At 59.6% G+C, this 20,022-nt stretch carries 18 protein-coding genes and 1 pseudogene; 5 read left to right on the top strand and 14 right to left on the bottom strand.

The window, feature by feature from the left end; translation table 11 throughout:
• Positions 1 to 54: 54 nt before the first annotated feature.
• From AB4P96_RS21640 to AB4P96_RS21610, 7 genes are all read right to left on the bottom strand, one after another.
• On the bottom strand, positions 55 to 849 hold the full coding sequence (locus tag AB4P96_RS21640) for a polysaccharide biosynthesis/export family protein (protein WP_078820823.1): 795 nt from the start codon (positions 847 to 849) through the stop codon (positions 55 to 57).
• A 6-nt stretch (positions 850 to 855) separates the two neighbouring features.
• Entirely contained in the window at positions 856 to 1,767 is a 912-nt protein-coding gene (locus tag AB4P96_RS21635) for a glycosyltransferase family 2 protein (protein WP_017135333.1), read from the bottom strand.
• Positions 1,767 to 3,227 carry a mannose-1-phosphate guanylyltransferase/mannose-6-phosphate isomerase gene (locus AB4P96_RS21630; protein WP_169987010.1) on the bottom strand — a complete coding sequence of 487 codons (1,461 nt, stop codon included), beginning with the start codon at positions 3,225 to 3,227 and terminating at the stop codon, positions 1,767 to 1,769. The genes AB4P96_RS21635 and AB4P96_RS21630 overlap by 1 nt, the downstream gene beginning before the upstream one ends.
• Positions 3,227 to 4,666, bottom strand: coding sequence for an undecaprenyl-phosphate glucose phosphotransferase (locus AB4P96_RS21625; protein ID WP_017135331.1), 1,440 nt, complete (start codon positions 4,664 to 4,666; stop codon positions 3,227 to 3,229). Before AB4P96_RS21625 ends, AB4P96_RS21630 begins: the two co-directional genes overlap by 1 nt.
• Before the next feature lie 431 nt (positions 4,667 to 5,097).
• Positions 5,098 to 7,584 (bottom strand): TonB-dependent receptor, encoded by a 2,487-nt coding sequence (locus AB4P96_RS21620; RefSeq protein ID WP_169987012.1) that lies wholly within the window; start codon positions 7,582 to 7,584, stop codon positions 5,098 to 5,100.
• A 106-nt stretch (positions 7,585 to 7,690) separates the two neighbouring features.
• A complete protein-coding gene (locus AB4P96_RS21615; RefSeq protein WP_395600072.1) occupies positions 7,691 to 8,641 on the bottom strand; it encodes a FecR domain-containing protein in 951 nt (316 codons plus the stop codon).
• Positions 8,628 to 9,149, bottom strand: a complete 522-nt coding sequence (locus AB4P96_RS21610) for a sigma-70 family RNA polymerase sigma factor (protein ID WP_395600071.1) — start codon at positions 9,147 to 9,149, stop codon at positions 8,628 to 8,630. The genes AB4P96_RS21615 and AB4P96_RS21610 overlap by 14 nt, the downstream gene beginning before the upstream one ends.
• Positions 9,150 to 9,314: 165 nt before the next feature.
• Between AB4P96_RS21610 and AB4P96_RS21605 the strand changes: the two genes are divergently transcribed.
• Positions 9,315 to 9,944: a LysE family translocator gene (locus tag AB4P96_RS21605; RefSeq protein ID WP_395600070.1), complete on the top strand. Its 630-nt coding sequence runs from the start codon at positions 9,315 to 9,317 to the stop codon at positions 9,942 to 9,944.
• A gap of 50 nt (positions 9,945 to 9,994) precedes the next feature.
• Here the strand turns inward: AB4P96_RS21605 and inhA are convergent, their stop codons facing one another.
• Positions 9,995 to 10,675, bottom strand: coding sequence for an isonitrile hydratase (gene inhA, locus AB4P96_RS21600; protein WP_170040665.1), 681 nt, complete (start codon positions 10,673 to 10,675; stop codon positions 9,995 to 9,997).
• A 90-nt stretch (positions 10,676 to 10,765) separates the two neighbouring features.
• Between inhA and AB4P96_RS21595 the strand changes: the two genes are divergently transcribed.
• Positions 10,766 to 11,734: a GlxA family transcriptional regulator gene (locus AB4P96_RS21595; protein ID WP_017135325.1), complete on the top strand. Its 969-nt coding sequence runs from the start codon at positions 10,766 to 10,768 to the stop codon at positions 11,732 to 11,734.
• On the opposite strand, the gene AB4P96_RS21590 is transcribed toward AB4P96_RS21595, so the two are convergent.
• The 6 genes and pseudogenes from AB4P96_RS21590 to AB4P96_RS21565 all read right to left on the bottom strand — a co-directional run bounded on the left by AB4P96_RS21590 (position 11,704) and on the right by AB4P96_RS21565 (position 17,070).
• Positions 11,704 to 12,630: an alpha/beta fold hydrolase gene (locus AB4P96_RS21590; RefSeq protein ID WP_099550087.1), complete on the bottom strand. Its 927-nt coding sequence runs from the start codon at positions 12,628 to 12,630 to the stop codon at positions 11,704 to 11,706. The two genes, AB4P96_RS21595 and AB4P96_RS21590, sit on opposite strands and share 31 nt — an antisense overlap.
• A gap of 209 nt (positions 12,631 to 12,839) precedes the next feature.
• Positions 12,840 to 13,469, bottom strand: coding sequence for a BRCT domain-containing protein (locus tag AB4P96_RS21585; protein WP_138452028.1), 630 nt, complete (start codon positions 13,467 to 13,469; stop codon positions 12,840 to 12,842).
• Positions 13,470 to 13,481: 12 nt separating this feature from the next.
• Positions 13,482 to 13,722: pseudogene (locus tag AB4P96_RS21580) on the bottom strand (hypothetical protein).
• A 56-nt stretch (positions 13,723 to 13,778) separates the two neighbouring features.
• Positions 13,779 to 14,327: a GNAT family N-acetyltransferase gene (locus tag AB4P96_RS21575; RefSeq protein WP_170040666.1), complete on the bottom strand. Its 549-nt coding sequence runs from the start codon at positions 14,325 to 14,327 to the stop codon at positions 13,779 to 13,781.
• Positions 14,328 to 14,450: 123 nt separating this feature from the next.
• Positions 14,451 to 16,277: a glycoside hydrolase family 15 protein gene (locus tag AB4P96_RS21570; protein ID WP_395600069.1), complete on the bottom strand. Its 1,827-nt coding sequence runs from the start codon at positions 16,275 to 16,277 to the stop codon at positions 14,451 to 14,453.
• The gene (locus tag AB4P96_RS21565; RefSeq protein WP_017135320.1) at positions 16,270 to 17,070 is read right to left on the bottom strand and encodes a glucose 1-dehydrogenase; all 801 of its coding nucleotides are present in this window, start codon (positions 17,068 to 17,070) and stop codon (positions 16,270 to 16,272) included. The genes AB4P96_RS21570 and AB4P96_RS21565 overlap by 8 nt, the downstream gene beginning before the upstream one ends.
• Positions 17,071 to 17,326: 256 nt before the next feature.
• On the opposite strand from AB4P96_RS21565, the gene AB4P96_RS21560 reads away from it, so the two are divergent.
• The 3 genes from AB4P96_RS21560 to AB4P96_RS21550 are packed head-to-tail and all read left to right on the top strand — an operon-like array spanning position 17,327 to position 20,017.
• Positions 17,327 to 18,043, top strand: coding sequence for an HAD family phosphatase (locus AB4P96_RS21560; protein ID WP_017135319.1), 717 nt, complete (start codon positions 17,327 to 17,329; stop codon positions 18,041 to 18,043).
• A 25-nt stretch (positions 18,044 to 18,068) separates the two neighbouring features.
• The gene (locus AB4P96_RS21555; protein WP_026013552.1) at positions 18,069 to 19,292 is read left to right on the top strand and encodes a transaldolase family protein; all 1,224 of its coding nucleotides are present in this window, start codon (positions 18,069 to 18,071) and stop codon (positions 19,290 to 19,292) included.
• Positions 19,289 to 20,017 (top strand): sulfotransferase family protein, encoded by a 729-nt coding sequence (locus AB4P96_RS21550; protein WP_395600068.1) that lies wholly within the window; start codon positions 19,289 to 19,291, stop codon positions 20,015 to 20,017. Before AB4P96_RS21555 ends, AB4P96_RS21550 begins: the two co-directional genes overlap by 4 nt.
• Positions 20,018 to 20,022 lie beyond the last annotated feature (5 nt).

Here is a 20,022-nt window from a genome sequence, read left to right as displayed (position 1 = left end):
GTTGTTCGCCGAATGAAATCGGCGTGCTCAAGTGATAAAAAGCCTGCGTCATGATCATGGCCTGATGTTGTAAGTGGTATCGCCGGACTTGTTGTTGAGCTGATAATTCAAGCCCAGTCCAACCCCTTTGTTAACCGGAAACAGCTTGGTGAAGTACATATCCACGGCCTCCACCGTCGCGCCGATGCCCGACTGCGGCACAAAGATCAAGTCGCCGCGCTGCAACGCCACCCGCGGGTGATTGGGGTTGGTCAACATGCTTTCCAGGCTGATGAAGTACGTCCTGTACTTGCCATCTGGCCCGGTGCGCAGCAAGGCCACGTTGGAGGCATCCGCCGAGGGCAATACACCACCGGAACTGAGCAGCGCCTGCTCGACGCTGACGTTGCCGGCCAAGTCGAAAAACGCCGGGTTGGACACCGCACCGCCGATAAACACCTTGTTGCTCGGCGCGCTGGCGATGTTCACCGTCACCGCCGGTTCGCGGTAGATGCGCTTGTACTTCTCGGTGATTTCCTTGCCCAGGTCTTCGGGCGTGCGCAAGGCGGCCTTGACCCGGCCAATATTGGGCACCGAGATCACGCCGTCGGGGCGCACGACGAATACGGTCATGTCATCGGCCGCCGCCGGCTCCTGGGCATCGCGCACGATCCGCAGCGAGTCGCCGGTCTGGATCAGCACCTGCGGCGGTGGCAGGTCGGCCAGGGTCAGCGCCGCTTGATGGCCGGCCTTGAGCGTATTGTTGTCAGGAAGCGGCACCCGCGCGGGGGTCGAACAGCCCGCCAGCCAGATTGAGGCACTCAAGAGGCTGAGCAGGGTAAGACGGGAACGTCGGTTGGTAGTCTTCATGACGGCTCAAGTCCAGTAGGTGGAAAACATGCCCAGGCGCCGTTTAAGCGCGTTGGGCAAGTGGCGTTCAAGGTGGCCGAGGCGATAACCCAGCAATTTAAAGGCGCTACGCACCACCACTTCCGGCGCGCGGTGCAGCGCGTTGGCCTCGCGCAATGCGCGCAGTTCGGCCAGCACATAACGTTTACCTTCGCCGCCGGCGTCGCCGAACGCCTGGCGAATCCACGCCTCGCGGCCGTAGAACACACCGATATCGAAGTAGCGCTTGAACTCGTCCAGCAAGCGGTAATCATGGGAGTGATACACCTGCGCGCTGGCGGCGTAGCGCACCTGGTAGCCGGCCAGCAACATGCGTGCGGCGACGTAGGCGTCTTCGCTGCCAATCACATCCTGGGGGAAACCACCCACCGCCTGCAGGGCGCTGCGCCGGTACACCGAAAACGAGTCGGAGCTGAAGCAGGTCTTGATCCCTAGCTGCGGTGCATCGGCCAGGCTTTTGCTGCGGCTGGCCGCCGGGTAATTGAAGTGCCGCGACTGTGCCCCCAGCACCCCTGCACCGGGGTGCGGCAGTTGCCGGCCGTAGGCCACGCCATTGAGCGGCTCCCGTTGCAATTCGGCGATCAGGTTGGTGAAGGTCTCGGCCGTGGCGGGGATCGCGTCCTGGGTCATGACGATCAAAGCGTCGCCGCCCACCTGTTCACTGGCCCAGCGCCGTGTGCCGCCGTGGTTGAAGTCACGGGCATCAATCACCTCCACACGCGCGCCAAACTCGCGAAAGCGCGCCACGGTGTCATCGCTCGATGCGCTGTCGACCACCAGCATCTCGTCCGGTTGCAAGGTCTGCATGCGCAGCGCTGGCAGCAGGCGGTCCAGATGGCTGGCCGCGTTGCGGGTGGGGATGATCAGGGACGTGCGCATCAGGGTTTCACTTCCACCGGAGCGCGGCCGTAGATGTCGTCATAACGCACGATGTCGTCTTCGCCCAGGTACTCACCGCTCTGTACCTCGATCATCACCAGGTCGATGATGCCGGGGTTGGTCAGGCGGTGTTTGTGGCCGGCGGGAATGTAGGTGGACTCGTTCATGTTGAGCAGGATCTCGCGCTCGCCATTGGTGATCATCGCTGCGCCGCTGACCACTACCCAATGCTCGCTGCGGTGATGGTGCATTTGCAGGGACAGCGAGCCTTTGGGCTTGACCACAATGCGCTTGATTTTGAAGCGCGTGCTTTCTTCCAGCACCGTGTAGGTGCCCCACGGGCGGGTGACCGTGCGATGCAGGCTGAACGCCGGGTGATTCTGGCGCTTGAGTTCGGCGACGATATAGCGCACGTCCTGGCTGCGGTGGGCGTCGGCGATCAACAGTGCGTCCGGGGTGTCGACGATGATCAGGTCGCGCACGCCCACTGCACCGAGTACCCGCTTGGGCGAGTCGATGTAGCAGTTATGCACGTCGTGCAGGATCGCCTCGCCATTGATCTGGTTGCCATTGTCATCACTGGGGGTGAGTTGGCGCAGCGCTTCCCAGGAGCCGATATCGCTCCAGCCAATGTTGCAGGGCACGACCGCGACCTTTGCGGATTTTTCCATCAGGGCCACGTCGATGGAGATGTCCGGCGCGGTACTGAAACCTTCCGGGCTCAGTTCACGCTGGCGACTGCTGCTGTTCTGCAGGCTCTGGCTGTGCTCGAGTGCGGCCTTGGCAGCGTCCAGGACTGCCGGGGCGTGGCTGGCCAATTCTTCCAACAGGCTGGCAGCCTTGAAGCAGAACATGCCGGCATTCCACAGGTGCTTGCCGCCGTCCAAATAGCCTTGGGCGGTGGCCAGGTCGGGCTTCTCGACAAAGCGCCGGACCTGAAACCCGGCCCCTAACGCTGCGCCTTGTTCGATATAGCCAAAGCCGGTTTCGGCACGGTCAGGCTGAATGCCGAAGGTCACCAGGTAACCGGCCTCGGCCAGTGCGCGGGCTTTTTCTACCGCTTGGGCGAAGGCCGCTTCATCAAGGATCAGGTGGTCGGCGGGCATCACCAGTAACTGCGCTTCAGCGTCGAAATGCTCCTGCACATGCAAGGCGGCCACGGCGATGGCGGCGGCGGTGTTACGTCCAAACGGCTCCAGCAGCAGCTCTAGGGCCAATCGCTGGGTGTTCACCGCGCGGTAGTCGTCGAGGGTGCGAAACAGCAGGTCGCGGTTGGTTACCGTCAGGATGCTCTCCACCCCTGGCAAGTGGCTGGCGCGCAGGAAGGTCTTTTGCAGCAGGCTCTGGTCGTCGCGCATGCGCATGAAGGGTTTGGGCATGTTCTGCCGCGAAACCGGCCACAGCCGCGTGCCCGAACCACCGGAGATGATGCACGGGATCAATCCGTTAAGAGGGTTCATCAATAGACTTCCTTGGTGGAAAGGACGGCCGGAACCGTCATGAAAACGATGTACAGATCCAGCCACACCGACCATTTGGCGATGTATTCCAGGTCGTATTCGACTCGCTTCTGGATTTTGAACAGGGTGTCGGTCTCGCCACGGTAGCCATTGATCTGTGCCCAGCCGGTGATGCCTGGCTTGACCCGGTGGCGTGAGCTGTATTCGCTGACCGCTTGCTCGAACGGAACCCCGGCGGCCTTGGTGGCCGTGGCGTGAGGGCGCGGGCCGACCATCGACATATTGCCCAGCAGCACGTTGAACAGTTGTGGCAGCTCATCGATGCTGGTCTTGCGAATGATCCTGCCTACCCGGGTGATGCGCGGGTCCTGGCGTGTGGTCTGGTTCTCGGCGTTCAGGTCGGTCTGTTCGACGTACATCGAGCGGAACTTGAACACCCGGATCAGGTTGTCGTTGTAGCCAAAGCGCTTCTGGCGAAACAGCACCGGGCCCTTGGAATCGAGCTTGATCGCGATGGCCGTCGCCAGCATCACCGGTGACAGCAACAACAGGCCGATGCTGGCCAGCAGCAGGTCTTCGCAACGCTTGATAAAGGGCGACCAGCCGCGCAGCGGCAACTGCGAGGTGTTGAACATCAGGATGCCGCCCACATCGGTGATGCGGTTATGCCCATAACGCAAGGCAGCCATGTCGGGCACCAGCATGACGTTCACCGACATCTGCCGCAGGCGCTTGACCAGCCCGTTGATACGCTGCTCTGCGGCCCAGGGCAGGGTGATCATGACCTGGCTGACCTGTTCGGAGCGGATCAGCTTTTCCAGGTCGCGGGTATTGCCCAGCAAGGGCAGGCGGCTCAATTCCTTGGGAATGCGCTCGGTACGGTCGTCGATAAAGCCGATCAGGCCGGAACGGATATCGCTGTTGCGCGACAGGTGTTCAGCCACATGCACCGCCGTCTCGGTAAAGCCCAGGATCACCGTACGTTGCAAGAACTTGCCGTTCTTCATCAAATGGCGATACAGGCGCAGCATCAATATCCGCTCCACGCCAAACAGCACCAGGCTCATGGAGAACCAGGCCGTCAGGTTGCGTGGGCTCAACTGTGGGAACAGCAGCAGGATCTGGTACATGAACAGCAAGATGCAAAACGCCGAGACCCAGGCCACCAGCATCACGCGAAAACGCAGGCGATTGCTGAACAGATCCTCGGAGTACACCCCCAGGGCCTGGAACAGAATGATGGTCAAGAGCGCAAAGAATACCAGCAGGCCCAGGTAGTGGTTGCGCATGTGCTCGGCGACAGGTTCCGGGTAGAACAACAGGATAATTGCCGGCACCACAGCAGTGAGGCCGTGGATCAGTTTGACGAAGACGACAAAAAACTCAACGAAACCGGGACGAGTCAAAAACAGGCTATCGACCGACGATTTACCGCGCATAGATCAGATCCTCAATACACCACCAGAACGTTCCTGTTCGTTTTGCTCATCCATAAGGCAGGTTTGCTTTACAAGTGGTGCAAATCGAACAACTGCAGTTGCTGGGTAATACGTAATGCCTGTTCAGACGCAGGAATTTACGGAATGATGGCTAAATAGTGGCTTCCTTGAGGTTCCGTGTCAATGTTTTGGCTTTTTTTCGCCGTCGCCCTCAATGGCTCTCATGAGACCCATGGTATGACGATTTATTGACATTGGAGGCCGTGTTTTCAGAAAAATCGAGAATCGATGATGGCTTTTTGGAGTGTAGGAACAAACGTGGGGATTTGCCTGCCAGCGAAAAAAGCTTTTTTTGACAGAAGCAGGGCGGGGGAAGGGGGGTTGTCGAACCAGAGCCGGCTTGCCGGCTCTGGTGCAAGGACTGGTGATGTTTAGAAGTTGCCTTTGAGGCTCAGCGTGAGGTTGCGCGGCTCTCCATAAAGATTACCCCAGCCTGAGGTACCCACGGTCTGGTAGTAGTTTTTATCGAACAGGTTGTTGCCGTTGAGCGCCACCGTCCAGGTGTCGTCCACCTGATACGCAATGCGCGCATTCCACAACGCATACCCGGCCTGCTCCAGTTTGATGGTTTGCAGGCGGTAGTTACTGCTCTGGGCGTTGACCCCTGCGCCCACTGTCCATTTTGACAGTGCACCGTCCAATTGGTAGTCGCCCCATAAACGCAGCATATGCCGGGGTACGTAGGTGTTGGACACCGCGCCTTCGGCTGCGCTGTCGATGTTCTTCAGGTTTTTGGTTTGCGTGTAGGTGTAGCCGCCAAACACTTGCAGACGTTCAAGCAATTCGCCGCTCAGCTCGGCCTCGACCCCTTGGGCGCGAACTTTGCCAGTGTCGGTGTAGCAGTAGCCGTCGGAGGAACTGCCGCAGCGGGTGATGAAATCGGTTTGGGCGGCGTTTTTTTCGATGGCGCGAAACAGCGCCAGGGAACTGTTAAGGCGCCCGTCAAACCATTCGCCCTTGATACCCAGCTCATAATTCTCACCCATTTTCGGCTTGAGGGCCGAACCGCTGACCGTGGCGTAGGAGCTTTGTGGCTGGAAGATATCGGCGTAGCTGGCGTACACCGAAAGGTTGTCATTGAGGTCGTAGATCAGCGCGGCAAACGGCGTGACCACCCCGGTTTCCTTGGTGCGCGCATCCTGGTCGGCCCACTCGCCCCAGGCCAGGTTCAAGGACTCACGGCGGTTTTCATACCAACTGACGCGACTGCCGAGAACCAGCATCAACGGTTCGGCCAGGCGCAGGCGCAAGGTGGCGTAGGCGCCGTATTGGGTGGCGGTTTCCTTGACCGTACCGCCCCGGTACATATTCGGCCAGAAGGTGTCGTTGGCCGGCTCCGGGAAGTGGTGGTCGGGTTGATAGATGCTCTGGCGAGTCGGCAGATTCCGGATCGCGTAGACGTCGTCCTGAGTGCCACGGCTGCCGTTGGCGCCGATGATCAGTTCATGCGCCAGGCCGAAGGCTTCGAACTTGCCGTCCAGGTAGGCGTCGAGGCCGAAGTCCTTGTGATCGTAGTCCATCAGCGCGGCGTAGGAATTGGCAGTGGGCGCGGGATCACCATAGGCGATAGTGCCTTCGCTGGCGGCGTACTTGGTGTCTTGCAGGTTGCGGCTATGCACGGCGGCGACCTTGAGTTGCCAGTCGTCGTTGAAGTGGTGGGTGAGGTCGGCGAAGAAGGTGGCGCGCTGGCTTTGCCAGTCGTTCCAGGATTGGCCAAGGCAGGTGGAGCGGCTCAATTTGGCGCTCTTGCCATCCTTGTAACGCGGTAGACCGCCCCAGCACGGGCTGGCGTCGATGTCTTCGTAGCTGGCGCCCAGCCCCAGGGTGGTGTCGGGGTTGAGGTCGACATCCAGCGCGGCGTAGAAGGCCTGGTCCTTGCGTTTGGAAATATCCATGTAGGAACCGCGATCCTGCTGGCTGAATGCCGCGCGGCCGCGCACGGTGCCGCTGTCATTCAAGGGGCCGCCGGTGTCGACGTCGGCCCGGTAGTTGTCCCAGGTGCCAGCGGCCAGCGACAGGCTGGAGGTCGGCTTGGCCTGGGGGCGTTTACGCACAAAATTGACGGCACCACTGGCGGTACCGGCACCCTTGAGCATGCCGGCTGCGCCCTTGAGCACTTCCACGCGGTCGTAGATCGCCATGTTGGCGCTGAAACTGTCGGCCTGTACGTAGTCTTTGCCCATGTCCAGCGGTACGCCGTCGTACTGGTATTGGCCGAGCATCTTGAAGCCACGGGAATAGAAATATTTACCGCCCATGGGGGATGCGTAGGCGGTGATTCCCGGGGTGTGTTCCATCACGTCTTCGATGGTGGTGAGGTTCTGGTCGTCCATCAGTTGGCGGGTCATCACACTGACCGATTGCGGGGTTTCCCGCAGGCTGTGTTGACCTTTACCGATGGTGACCGCGCCCGTGGTGTAGGAACCGCTGCCATCGGTGGTGGCACCCAGACGCTCGCCGGTGACGGTGGTGGCGCCCAGGTTCAGCGCGCCGGTCTCGGCGATGTGTGGCAATAGCAGCCAAGTGCTTGCGCCTTGACGTTGTGCCTGCAAGCCGTGGCCACGCAAGAGTTCGCCCAAGGCTTGCTCGCGCTCATAGCGCCCGTTCAAGCCTGGGCTCGACTTGTTGGCGACGCTGGTAGCGTCGTAGGACAGGCTGATGCCGGCCTGGCGGGCGAACTGGTCCAGCACGTTGGCCAGCGCACCTGGGGCAATCTGCCAATCGCGTGCCTGGGTGTCGTTGGCGAGTGTTTCGGCCATCACGGCCAGCGGCAGGGCGCCGCCGCTCAGGCAGGCGCCCAGCAGGGCGGCCTGCACCGCGCGCTTGAGGGGGGAACGTTGGGAAGGGAACGCTTGCATGACCGCGGGATGCTCCTTTAAGGAAGTGAACAGAACCGGCCTGTTGATCGGCCTTTCCTTACAGGTCGAGCGGCAATGAGAAATAACCTCATTTATTTTTTATGCACTAAGCGCGGGACGTAACCGTCACCCAATAACGGCTGCGATAGGTGACGTTGACCGCCAGCGACTGCGCCACCAGGTTGAGCACCTGGTCGGTGTCATCCAACTGGTAAGTGCCCGATACGTGCAACCCGGCCACGGCCTCGCTGCAGCGCACCAAACCGTTGCGGTAGCGGCTCAGCTCGGCGAGGAAATCATCCAGGCGCATGTTGTGGGCGCTGATCACGCCGTCGCTCCAGGCCCAGGGATCCAGGCCGTTGGCGATCGGTGGGCGCAGATGGGTGCGGTCGAACAGCACCTGTTCGCCGGGGTTGATCAGTTGGCGCGCGCTGCTGTCGTACAGGTCGGCATACACCGCCACGCTGCCTTGTTGCACGGCGAGCAACGTGCCTTGGCCTTCTTCGCGTACCAGAAAGCGCGTGCCGAGGGCACGCAGGTAGCCGTCACGGGTTTGTACCCAGAACGGTCGACTGTCGGCGCCGGTGTTGATCAGCATTTCACCCTGGCGCAGGCGGACCCGGCGCCGTTCGGTACTGAGCGCAACGTCGATCGCACTGGCGCTGTTGAGCTGGATCTGGCTGCCATCGTTGAGTGTCACCCAACGACGCTCACCGGTGGCGGTGCGGTAGTCGGCCATCAACACCGGCAGGGGCGTGTGGTCGCGCCCGAGCCAGGCGAGGCCGGCGGCGCCGGCAAACAGGCCCAGCACCTTCAAGGTGTCACGGCGACTGATGCGTTGGCGTGCGCCGTTGAGGGCATGGCGCCCGGCACCGGCGGGCACGTGGCTGAACTCATCGCTCATGGTGGCCACCCGTTGCCACACCCGTTGGTGCTCGGGGCTGCTCTGCAGCCACTGTTCGAACGCAGCAGTGCTGACGTCATCGGCGATGTTGAAACGCAGCCGGATCATCCACTGGATGGCCTGGTCGACCAGGCGCGGGTCAAAGTTCGGCATAACGTAACCGGTAGCAGGCATGCAGGGCTTTGGCCAGGTCGCGCTCAACCGTGGCCTTGGACACGCCCAAACGCAGGGCAATTTGTGCGCAGGTCAGGCCGTCCAGTTGCGCCAGCAAAAACGCTTCGCGCACCCGTGGCTTGAGCTGGTCGAGCAAGCGGTCGATGCGCTCCAGGCTGTCAAGGATCAACAGGCGGGTTTCTTCCGACGGCACATCCACTTGCGGGAAGTGCGCCAGGCTTTCAAGGTAGGCGCGCTCCAGCTCGCGGCGCCGGTACTGGTCGATCATCAGGCTGCGCGCAATGCTGCTCAGGTAGGCGCGCGGTTGTTGCAAGGTCTGTTGTTTGCGCGCGTGGAGCAGCCGCACAAAGGTTTCCTGCGCCAGGTCAGCGGCATGTTCACGACAGCCCGTGCGCCGGCTCAACCAGCCGCGCAGCCAGGAAGAATGGGCATGGTAGAGCTGGCCGATAGCGGCAGAGTCCAGAGGATGGTCGCTCAACAGGGGCATCCTGACGCAGGGTCTTATTGATAATGTTTCGCATTCTAATCGTTGGTTGTGGCAATGAGCAATCACCCGACATGACCGTTGGCGAAGAATGTATCCAGCACAATTTTTTGTTGCCGCACGGCGCGCCGTTTAATCTGCAGGCTTTCTCTGGTGGAGGGCTTGAGCATGATGGACCTTGCAACCCTTGCGGTGTTTTCCGGCGCTGTTTTGCTGTTGCTGCTGTCGCCGGGGCCGAACATGGCGTTTGTGATCAGCCATGGCGTGAGTTATGGCTGGCGCGGTGGCGTGGCTTCAAGCCTGGGGATCTGCGTGGCGGATTTGCTGTTGACCGCCTTGACGGCCAGTGGGGTCACCGCCTTGGTCGCCAGTTGGCCGCCGGCGTTTGATTTGATTCGTTACGCCGGGGTGATCTACCTGCTGTGGCTGGTGTTCAAGACCTTGCAAAAAAACACCGGCCTGGACATGAGCCAGGTCCAGCGCGTGCGTTTACGGCATGTGTTTGTGCAGGCCATGCTCAACAGTTTGCTCAACCCTAAGGCGTTGCTGTTTTTCATGGTGTTTCTGCCCCAATTCGTCAGGCCCGAGGCCGGCTCCATTGCGGTGCAGCTGTGGGTGCTGGGCGGCGTTCTGACCCTGATCGCCGGGGTTTTCCACGCCTTGCTGGGCATTTTTGGCGGGGCGATAAGCCGAGTGTTTGCGGGCAGCAGCCACAGCGCCAGGCTGCAGAAATGGGGCCTGGCGACCGTGCTGACGCTATTGGCGGCGCGGTTGGCGTTTATGTCCCGGCCTGCCTGACCCACCGCCATTACAGCACTACCGCCACAGAATTTGCTGCGCAGGTGCCATCAGCCCAACCGCGCCGCCGCCCGCGCCACAATTTCACCGCGCACCCGACGCGATTCCGCCGTGCGCTTGTGGGCTTCTTCCAGCACATGTTCAGGCGCGGTGCTCGGGCTGCCCGCGTCAAACGGCGGTGCCGGCGCGTATTCGATCTGCAGTTGCACCAGCTGTGCGGCGGCTTCGCTGTACAGCTCGGCGGCCAGGGTCAACGCAAAATCGATCCCCGCAGTAATCCCGCCACCGGTGAACAGGTTGCCGTCACGCACCACGCGCGCTTGCACCGGGATGGCGCCCAGCGGGGCGAGCAGGTCGTGGTAAGCCCAATGGGTGGTGGCTTTACGGCCGCGCAGCAAACCGGCCGCGCCGAGCACCAGTGAGCCGGTGCATACCGAGGTCACGTAGCGGGCGGTCTGCGCCTGGGCTTTGAGGAAGTCGAGTGTTTGCGGGTCTTCCATCAAGGCACCGACGCCGGAGCCGCCGGGCACGCACAGCACATCCAGGCGCGGGCAGTCGGCATACGTCATGGTCGGAGTGAACACCAGTCCGGTGCTGGAGGTGATCGGTGCCAGGTCTTTCCACACCAGGTGCAGCTTCACATCCGGCAGCGACCCCAGCACGTCATAGGGGCCGGTAAGGTCAAGCTGCTGGATACCGGGGAACAACAGAAAACCGATCTGCAAGGTCATGAATCAAGCTCCGATAAAGGGGTGGACGGCTTCACTGTAGAGGCCTAGGCTTTGGCGAATACGCCATTGAGCCCACAAATCACGCCAATCATGACCCGGATCATCCACGTTCTCGCTTTTGAAAATGCCCAAGTGCTCGACGTGACCGGGCCGTTGCAGGTGTTCGCCTCAACCAATGACCTGGCGCGCCAGCGCGGCCTGCCGTTGCCTTACGCGGTTTCGGTGGTCGCCGCGCAGGATGCGCCGGTGATGACCTCCGCCGGCCTGGCGTTGGTGGCCGAGCCGCTGCCCGCGCTGGATACACCCTGCGACACATTGGTGATCGCAGGCGGTTGGGGCGTGTATGGCGCTGCCGAAGACCCCGCGTTGGTGCAGTGGGTGCGCGAAAAGGCCAGGCACACACGGCGCATGACGTCGGTGTGCACCGGGGCTTTTTTGCTCGCCGCCAGCGGCTTGCTCGACGGCTGCCGCGTGGCCACCCACTGGACGCGCTGTGAAGAGCTGGCGCGCAAGTTTCCCGCGCTGACGGTGGAGTCCAACCCGATCTTTATCCAGCAAGGTGCGGTGTGGACCTCCGCCGGTGTCACCGCCGGCATCGACCTGTGCCTGGCCCTGGTGGAAGAAGACCTGGGCCGCGCCGTCGCCCTTGAAGTGGCGCGGCATTTGGTGGTGTTCCTCAAGCGTCCGGGCGGGCAATCGCAATTCAGCGCGACGTTATCGCTGCAAAAGGGCGACAGCCGTTTTGCCGACTTGCACGCCTGGATGGCCGAAAACCTTACCCTGGATTTGAACATCGCCACGTTGGCCGCCCAGGCTGGCATGAGCGAGCGCAGTTTTGTGCGCCACTACCGCACCGAAACCGGCCAAACCCCGGCACGCGCCGTCGAACTGATCCGCGTGGAAACGGCGCGGCGGCAGTTGGCCGACAGCACGGCGTCCATCAAACGCATTGCCGTGCAGTGCGGGTTCGGCTGCGAAGAAACCTTGCGCCGCAGCTTTCTGCGCGCGTTATCGGTGACGCCCCAGGCTTACCGCGAACGCTTTTCGCCGGTGTCGTGAGCGAGCAGTTCAAACAGCGCCTCAAGGGTCACCTGCGGCGCTTCCTGGAACACATTGTGGCCAACGCCCGGCAACACCTGGCGCCGATACTCGCCGCTGAAGCACGCCACATCGTCGTCCTCGACCGGGGCCGGGCCGACGCCATCATCGGCACCGCACAGCGAAATGCTCGGCACCGAGATCGGCGGTTGCAGCGCCAGTGCCTGTTCGATGGCTTCCAACGCCGGGTCGCCGGGGGCGTACATGAAGCGATGGCGATAGGAGTGAATGACCACCTCGACAAAATCCGGGTTATCAAATGACGGCGCGGTCTTGGCGTAGAGGCTCGGTCCTTCGGCCCAGGTCGGCGACCACAGCTTCCACAGCAGCTCGCACAGCTCGCGGCGATTGGCAGTCAAACCGTCCACACCGCGCTGGGTGTGAAAGTAAAACTGATACCACAAGCGATGCTCTGTCTCGGGCGCACCCGGCTTGAGTGAGTTGGCGATGTCCTGAATGTTATAGCCATCTCCCGTCACCAACCCACGTACGCGCTCGGGCCACAGCGCGGCGACGATACACGCGGCGCGGCCACCCCAGTCATATCCCGCCAAAGTGGCTTGCGGGATGTGAAGGGCATCCATGAAGTCCAGCAAATCCTTGGCCAACGCCGCCTGTTGGCCGGAGCGCATGACCTGCTCATTGATAAACCGCGTCGGGCCATAGCCGCGCAGGTAAGGCACCAGCACGCGGTAGCCACGCTCGGCCAGCACCGGCGCGATGTCATCGTAGCCACGCGGGTCGTAGGGGAAACCGTGCAGCAGGATAATCGGCGCGCCGCCTTCGGGGCCGTGGGCTTCATAGGCCACGTCGAGCATGGAGGTGCGCACGTAGAGCAGCTGGGCGAGTGGGTTCATGGTGTAAATACCAAATGATTGATCGAACGATAGATACCTGTGGCGAGCGAGCTTGCTCGCCACAGGTCAGGGTCAGGCCAACGTTGCTGGAACTCTAGCTCAAGCCGATGACGGTGCATTGCACGCTTGAAGTCAGTTGCCTGACTTGTCTAGCCCGTCGGTTGCGGTGCGCCAGTCTGGGACGTGAATGAGGATGGAAATGATGGGATTCAACCGAACACCACCTGTTGCCAGTGGCTTTCGCTGATGATTGCGATGGGAACGCCGCTGTTTCGCAACGCCACTGCTTTCTTGATTTTCGTACCGTAGGAACTGTGGAGCCACTGCTCATTGCCAATGCTGCCCACCACCAGGAAATGGACTTTTTTACTAACAGAGTTTCCGATCACGCCTCCTCGTTCGAGTACGAGCGACTCGCAGTCTTTGCGAGGGCCGTATGCCATGACTCCTGTAAACAGGAAAACCCTGCCCTGCCAATCGAGCTCAGGAACCGGGTCGTTCAACGGCAGGCTGCTAACGCCTGTCGTGCGCTGAGGCGCCCCAATTGGAAGGCCCGAGAATTGATGCAGCATTTCCAATAGCTCGTTCGACTCATCTTCATCCAGCACACCGTCGCTCAGCATATTGGCGAGACGTTGATAAAGAATGTTAACGACCGGATCTTCAAGTTGTATCAGATGGGTCTCTATCCAAGTTTTGAGAAACTCGGCTTCCCTTTGGTTGATTTTTCCATCAGCCGTCAAGCCGGCGGTAATCCCGACCAATGCATCGGCAGAGCGTCGGTCAATACGTGCCTGGTGAAAGAAAATGCTTCGCTCGAATTCCTTATGAAGATCCATGCGTCCTGCTCCTTAACCTTCAGATTCCGTGGTCTGATTGATGTACTTCGCTTTGTCGGGCGTGAACGTAACCATCATGTGAGTACGCGAGCACGTTTTAGGGACCTCCTGCGCAGGATCAATATCCAGTTGCCAGTGCCCGACCAACCTCCCAACATTTGATCAAGCCTTTATCGTAGCTTTCCCACGTTTCGCTCCAGCTCAATATAGGTCGGATCGGTGTGCTTACATCTCTTTCAATACGTAGGATCATATTCATTCCTTGAATATCAGGGCGCGTTAAGTGGCATCGGTATCGTTATAGGCCTCTCAGTGGTTGTCTATACACTCTTGCGCCAATAACCCCAGCACCCTCAGGTCATGCCGCTGGCCATTCCAGAACCCTGCGTCTCGTAATGTGCCTTCGGTTTTAAAACCCAGGCGTTTCAATAGCGCTACAGAAGCAGTGTTCTGCGGGTGCACCAAGGCTTCGACGCGATGCAACTGCATATGCTCAAAGCCCCAATCGAGCATGGCCTGCAAGGCTTCGCTCATCAAGCCCTGCCCACGAGCAGCAGGTGCCAGCTCGCAGGACAAAGCGCAACTGTTCCAGGCGCGGTTCCACTTGAACAGGCCGCAGCTGCCGATCAATTTGCCTTGGTGTTCAAGGCCCCAACGTGTGCCTGGGTTTGGGTGGGTGCGCCACTGGGCGAACGTTTCGATCAGGGCTTCGGCCTGGGGGAGGTCAGTCATCGGGTCGACGCCGAACCAGCGCATGCTCGCGGCATCCGCGTGGATGGCGAACAGCGCGGGGGCGTCGCTCACTTGCAGTTCTCGCAGGTGCAGGCGCGGGGTAGCGAGGGCAGGAAATCCGCTCATGGCGCTAGTGTCGCGAAAACCGGCTCGCGATCAATGATTTTGGCAAAAGGATGCCACCCCACATCTACCTCCAAGTTTTCCGAGCAGTCTAACGACGGGACTGCCCATTGTGCACAGCCCACCTCAGGGTTGCCACACGGTCTTTTCCCCACTGAGCTTACGGTCCAAAAACGTCGCCGCACTGATCAATGCCAGGTGGCTCAGCGCCTGGGGCGTATTGCCCAGGTGACGGGCCTGGCTGTCGAACTCTTCGGCGTACAGGCCCAGTGGGTTGGCGTAGCGCAGCAGTTGTTCGAATTCCAGGTGGGCTTTCTCCACTTGGCCGGCGCGGGCCAGGCATTCGACGTACCAGAACGAGCACGCAGTAAAGGCGCCTTCGGTGCCTTGCAGGCCGTCGATCTGGCTGTCGTCGTTGCGGTAGCGATAGACCATGCCGTCACGCACCAGGCTTTTCTGGATTGCTTCCAGGGTCGACAGCCAGCGCGGGTCGGTGGCCGCGACGAAGCGCACCAGCGGCATCAGCAGCATCGAGCCATCCAGTGCGGTGCTGCCGATATGTTGCACAAAGTGCCCGCGCTCTTCGTTCCAGAAATTGCTCCAGATATCGGCGTAGATGGCCTGACGGGTCTGGTCCCAGCGTGCGAATGGGGCCGGCAGCGAGCGTTTGGAGGCCAGGCGGATTGCGCGGTCCAGCGCCACCCAGCACATCAGCCGCGAATGCAGGAAGTGATGCTGCTCGCCGCGCATCTCCCAAATCCCCACATCTTTCTGGTTCCAGATTTCGCAGACTTGGTCGGCCACTTCCACCGTGTGTTTCCAGCCTTCGTGGGAAATCGCCTCGCCATATTTGTTAACCAGGTACACCGCGTCCATCAGCTCGCCGTAGATATCCAACTGGATCTGGTCGAACGCCTCATTGCCGACGCGCACCGGCTTGGCGCCGCCGTGCCCGGTCAAGTGATCGAGTGTGGTTTCCGGCAGCTCCTGGCGCCCATCAATGCCGTAGAGGATATTGATTTTGGTCGGCTGGCCGCAGCAATCGCTGACTCGGCCTTTGAGCCAGCGCATGTAGCTGTTGGCTTCCTCGACAAAGCCCAGGCGCATAAACGCGTAAACGGTGAACGAGGCGTCGCGGATCCAGGTGTAGCGGTAATCCCAGTTGCGTTCGCCGCCGGGTGATTCCGGCAGGCCGAAGGTGGCGGCAGCGATGATTGCGCCGTGTTTGCGTGAGGTCAAAAGCTTCAAGGCCAATGCCGAGCGGTTGACCATTTCACGCCAGCGCCCACGGTAATTTGATTGCGCGATCCAGCCGCGCCAGAACTTCAGAGTGCGTTCCAGGTACAGGTCGGTGCAGTCATTGGTGACGCGTGGGTCGTCGGCGCCACCGAGGACAAATTCGGCGCCTTCCTCCTGGCTCAGGCTAAAGCTTGCGACTGCCGCGTGGTCTTCGAGGTTCAGCGGATGGCTACCGACCAGGCGCAGGGCGGGCTGGCCGTCAGCCGTAAACAGCACGCCACCGTTGTCGGTCGTCGCCTGGGTTTGTGCGCGGGAATAGTCATGGCGCACGGCGCAGCGCAGGTGAAGGGTGGCTTTGCCGCTGACCACACGCACGCGGCGAATCAACAGCGGCAGGTCGTCGACGTCTTCGCCAACGGTCAGCAGGTCAGTGATTTCCACCACGGCTTCATCGCTCAGCCAGCGGGTTTGCAGCACGTTGGTGTCGGGCAGGTAGATTTGCTCGCGGCGTGCGTTGGGCAGGTCGGGGGTGAGTTGGAAAACACCGGCTTCGGGCGTGTCCAGCAGTGAGCAGAAGATTGATGGACTGTCGAATTCCGGCCAGCAGAAAAAATCGATGCTGCCTTTGTCGTTCACCAGCGCTGCGCTACGCATATCGCCGATGATGCCATGGGCATCGATGGCGCTCTGTTGTTCATTCTTGAAATCAACCATTGCCACGAAACTCCGGATAAAGGCTCATGCCGCCATCAATAAACAAGGTGCTGCCCACCACGTAGTCGGAGGCATCACTGGCCAGCCAGACCACCGCATTGGCCACGTCTTCCACGTCGCCTACGCGGCCGTAGGGAATCAACTTGAGCAATTCTTTTTCAGCCGCGCCTTCAGTGGCCGCACGGTTGATTGCCGTGCGAATCGCCCCTGGCGCGATGCCATTGATGCGGATGCGCTGTTCACTGACTTCCTGGGCGAGGGTGCGCATCAGCATCTCCACACCGCCCTTGGAGGCTGCGTAATTCACATGCCCGGCCCACGGGATGACCTGGTGCACCGAACTCATATGGATGATTTTGCCGGCCGCCCGCGAGACGCCGTCGCGAATGCCTTGGCGATTGAAGATCCGCACGGCGGCGCGGGCGCACAGGAACTGGCCGGTGAGGTTGACGCCGATCACGGTGTTCCAATCGTCGAGGGTCATGTCGACCAGATTGGCGTCTTTTTGCAGGCCCGAGTTGGCCACCAGAATGTCCAGGTGACCGAAGGCCTCAAGGGTCTGGGCGAACAGGCGCTCCACGTCGGCTTCTTTGGACACGTCACCGCCGATGGCAATTGCCCGCCCGCCGCCTGCGTTGATCTGCGCAGCGAGGGCTTCGGCTGGCGCCGCCTGGGAGTTGTAGTTGAGCACCACGGCCGCGCCGGCTTCGGCCAACGCCTTGGCTGCGCCTGCGCCGATGCCGGAACTGGCGCCGGTGACCAGGGCCACTTGTTGCTGCAAGGAGATCTGCATTGCCCACCCACCGTTCTATGAGAGTCCTTTGTGCTGACTGACACGTGTCGGTAGAAGTTCAGCAGTCGCAAATGGGTTTTTCGATTGAAGCGCTTAGCTTTTAGGAATAAAAAACACAATATAGATAATTAAAAGTAATTAATAAACCGCTAAAAATCGTTTGACAGGATTTTTCTCTAGGCGTCTTATAAGCACACCTAAATGTGCTCCGCTGGTAGTTCAGAAGTCATCGCGGATATACCTATAAGAGATGCCCATGTACCCATTGGCCTTTATAGGGGAACTACCAGTTCAGGAGGCTGCGCCTGTCCGCGTGGGCGTGCCTAAGTTAGTGATCTTCGACTGCGACGGTGTACTTGTACACAGCGAAGAAATCACCCTGTCTGTATTGATCTCCCTGCTGAATGAACAAGCACGTCGTGACGCACCAGAGGCTACGGGCCTTGACTTAGTAGAATTTATTGAGCGCTTTCGTGGGCGCAAGATTGCCGACTGCTTACGTGAAGCTGAACGGGTATTGAGTATTTGCCTGGACAGTCAGTTTGAAGAAGCTTTCCGTCAGCGTGCACGGATCGATTTGACGGCGCAGTTAAAACCTACCGATGGAATAAGAGAAGTACTGGAGGGCCTGACGCTACCTTTTTGCGTAGCCTCCAGTGCGCCCCGTAATAAAATAGAACACTGTTTACGTCTCACGGGACTGTTGTCTTATTTTGAGGGGCACATATTCAGTTGTTACGAGTTGGGGCGTTGGAAACCAGACCCTTTAGTATTTTTAACGGCGTGCGCTGCTTATAACGTCGACCCTCGTGATGCATTGGTTATTGAAGACAGTGTTGCCGGCATTCGCGCGGCGGTTGCGGCGAATATAAGCGTGTTGGGTTTTGGGCCCGTGGGCCGACATTTAATTTTGGCTGATGCCGGGGCGTTGCCTTTTTCCAATATGCGTGAATTACGCACGGCGCTAGCGTGATATGACTACTCAGGGAGGAGGCGTTGTGAAGACTTCAGGTTATACAGAGCGGCTAAAGGGTAATGATCAACGTTCGGAGGTCTGGTGGGATTCGTCGCCTGCCGTCTATGTGCCTTATAAGAAACACTTGCTTGAAAAATACCCGGCAGCGTCCGGCTGCATAGAGCAGTTAATGCCAGACACATTTTCGCAACCCGGTGGGTTCAGCAATGTGACGACAAACCCTCGACTGGTCACTGCGGTGATTCTTGAAAAACGCGAGTATTGGTTGTCGCGGTTTAATCTTGCCAAACTGGCGCCCCAAGAGTTGCGCAGGAAACTGTACGACGAAGTGATCGTGCAGGGGGCTGCGGATCTGAAGCAACGCTGGGTTCAATCCGGGCAGTGTGAAGGCTGGATTAGCGCTCAAGTTGATCCGGTCGATGTGCGCTGCGCTGAACGCATGACTGCCAGGGGAGTGGCGCTGCGTCAGTTGTCTGCGAATGTGATGGTGAAGGTCCCCGCAAGCCAGGAAGGCCTTACGACTGTCGAGCACTTAGTGGCGCAAGGAAGTTCTCTCAACATCACGTTCTGCTTCACTGTTTCGCAATTCAAGGCAGGCATCCAGGCAATAGAGCGTGGAAGGGTGACTGCACGCAGCAAGGGTGTTGACACAAGCCATTGCAAGTACGTGATCACGTTCATGATCGGCCGCTTCGCCTGTCAACCCGAGCTTGCGTTACAAGCGGCGGAGCGTGGCCTGACGCTGAGTCCAGAGGATCTGCGCTGGGCCGAGTTGCTGGTTTATGAGCAGATACAGGCGCTGGTCTCGGCGTCTTCCGTTCCAGTCAAAACCCTGCTTTCCAGTATAAAAGTCGATGTCGACGAGCGTGGAAACAAGCATTGCTGGCACTTGGAGAAGACCGGCTTGTCGGCGACGTGCTACACACTGACGCCGGAGGTGGTTGAGTTTTTGATTGAGCGCGAAAGTCGCGGTAAACCTGTATTTCCTGCAGCGGAACCCTTGAAGCCCCCGGCTTCGACGCTCGCGAAGTTGTTTCGTATTCCGTACTTCTGCGAAGCCTACTGCCTGGACGGCATTGAGCCTTATGACTTTTGCAATCATGAGGCTTTTATCAACACGTGCAATGAGGCCAACAGTGCGCACCGACGCTTGGCCGATTTTTGCACTCGACTCTGCCCCCCTGTGCACGCTTTCAGCCGCTCGCTCAGTGCGATCATGGCGGCCGAATACGGGGTGCTCGTATGAACAAGATGGTCGGGTTATGGGCGCACCCCCGTTCTCGTTCAACGGTGTTGGAGCGCGTGTTTATCGAGCGCAAAGACTTTGAAGTCTTCCACGAGCCGTTTGCTCATATGGCATTTTCTGCAGACTCTGCCATTCCTTCGGATGAATGGGATCATAGTTTTCCAACCACGTATCAGGGCATAAAAGAACGACTGGTCAAGGCCAGGGAGACGGCCAGCGTATTTCACAAAGACATGTGTTATCACTGCCTCGATGACTTAAAAGTAGACGTGGACTTTCTGGCGCAACAAGACAATATCTTTCTTATTCGGGAGCCCGCCAGCAGCATTCTTTCGCATTATCGAATACACCCCAACATGCCGTTGCAAGCCATCGGGCATAAAGCCTTGTATGAGATCTTTTGTGTGGTCACCAAACTCACCGGCAAAGTGCCCTATGTGATTAATGCTGATGACCTGGCGGCAGCGCCGGAGCGCGTGATTGGCAAACTGTGTGACTATTTGGATATTGAATTTCTGCCGCAAGCCATGGTGTGGAAACGCGAGTGCCCTCCGCAATGGAAAACCTGGCGAAGTTGGCACGTCGCCGCAGAAAACAGTGAGTGCATTATTTCGTCGAGTAAGACTCAGCCCCATAAAGAGGTTCTCGATAATACGCCAGCGTTAAAAGCGATGTATGACTATCACCGGGTTTTTTACGCGCGCATGAACGAATTCTGTCAATAGGAAAC

It is taken from the genome of Pseudomonas sp. B19125 (assembly GCF_044218855.1).
Classification (GTDB): Bacteria; Pseudomonadota; Gammaproteobacteria; order Pseudomonadales; family Pseudomonadaceae; genus Aquipseudomonas; species Aquipseudomonas edaphica.
Note: the sequence above shows the minus strand (reverse complement) of the source record. Positions and strands in the feature narration are given on the sequence as shown.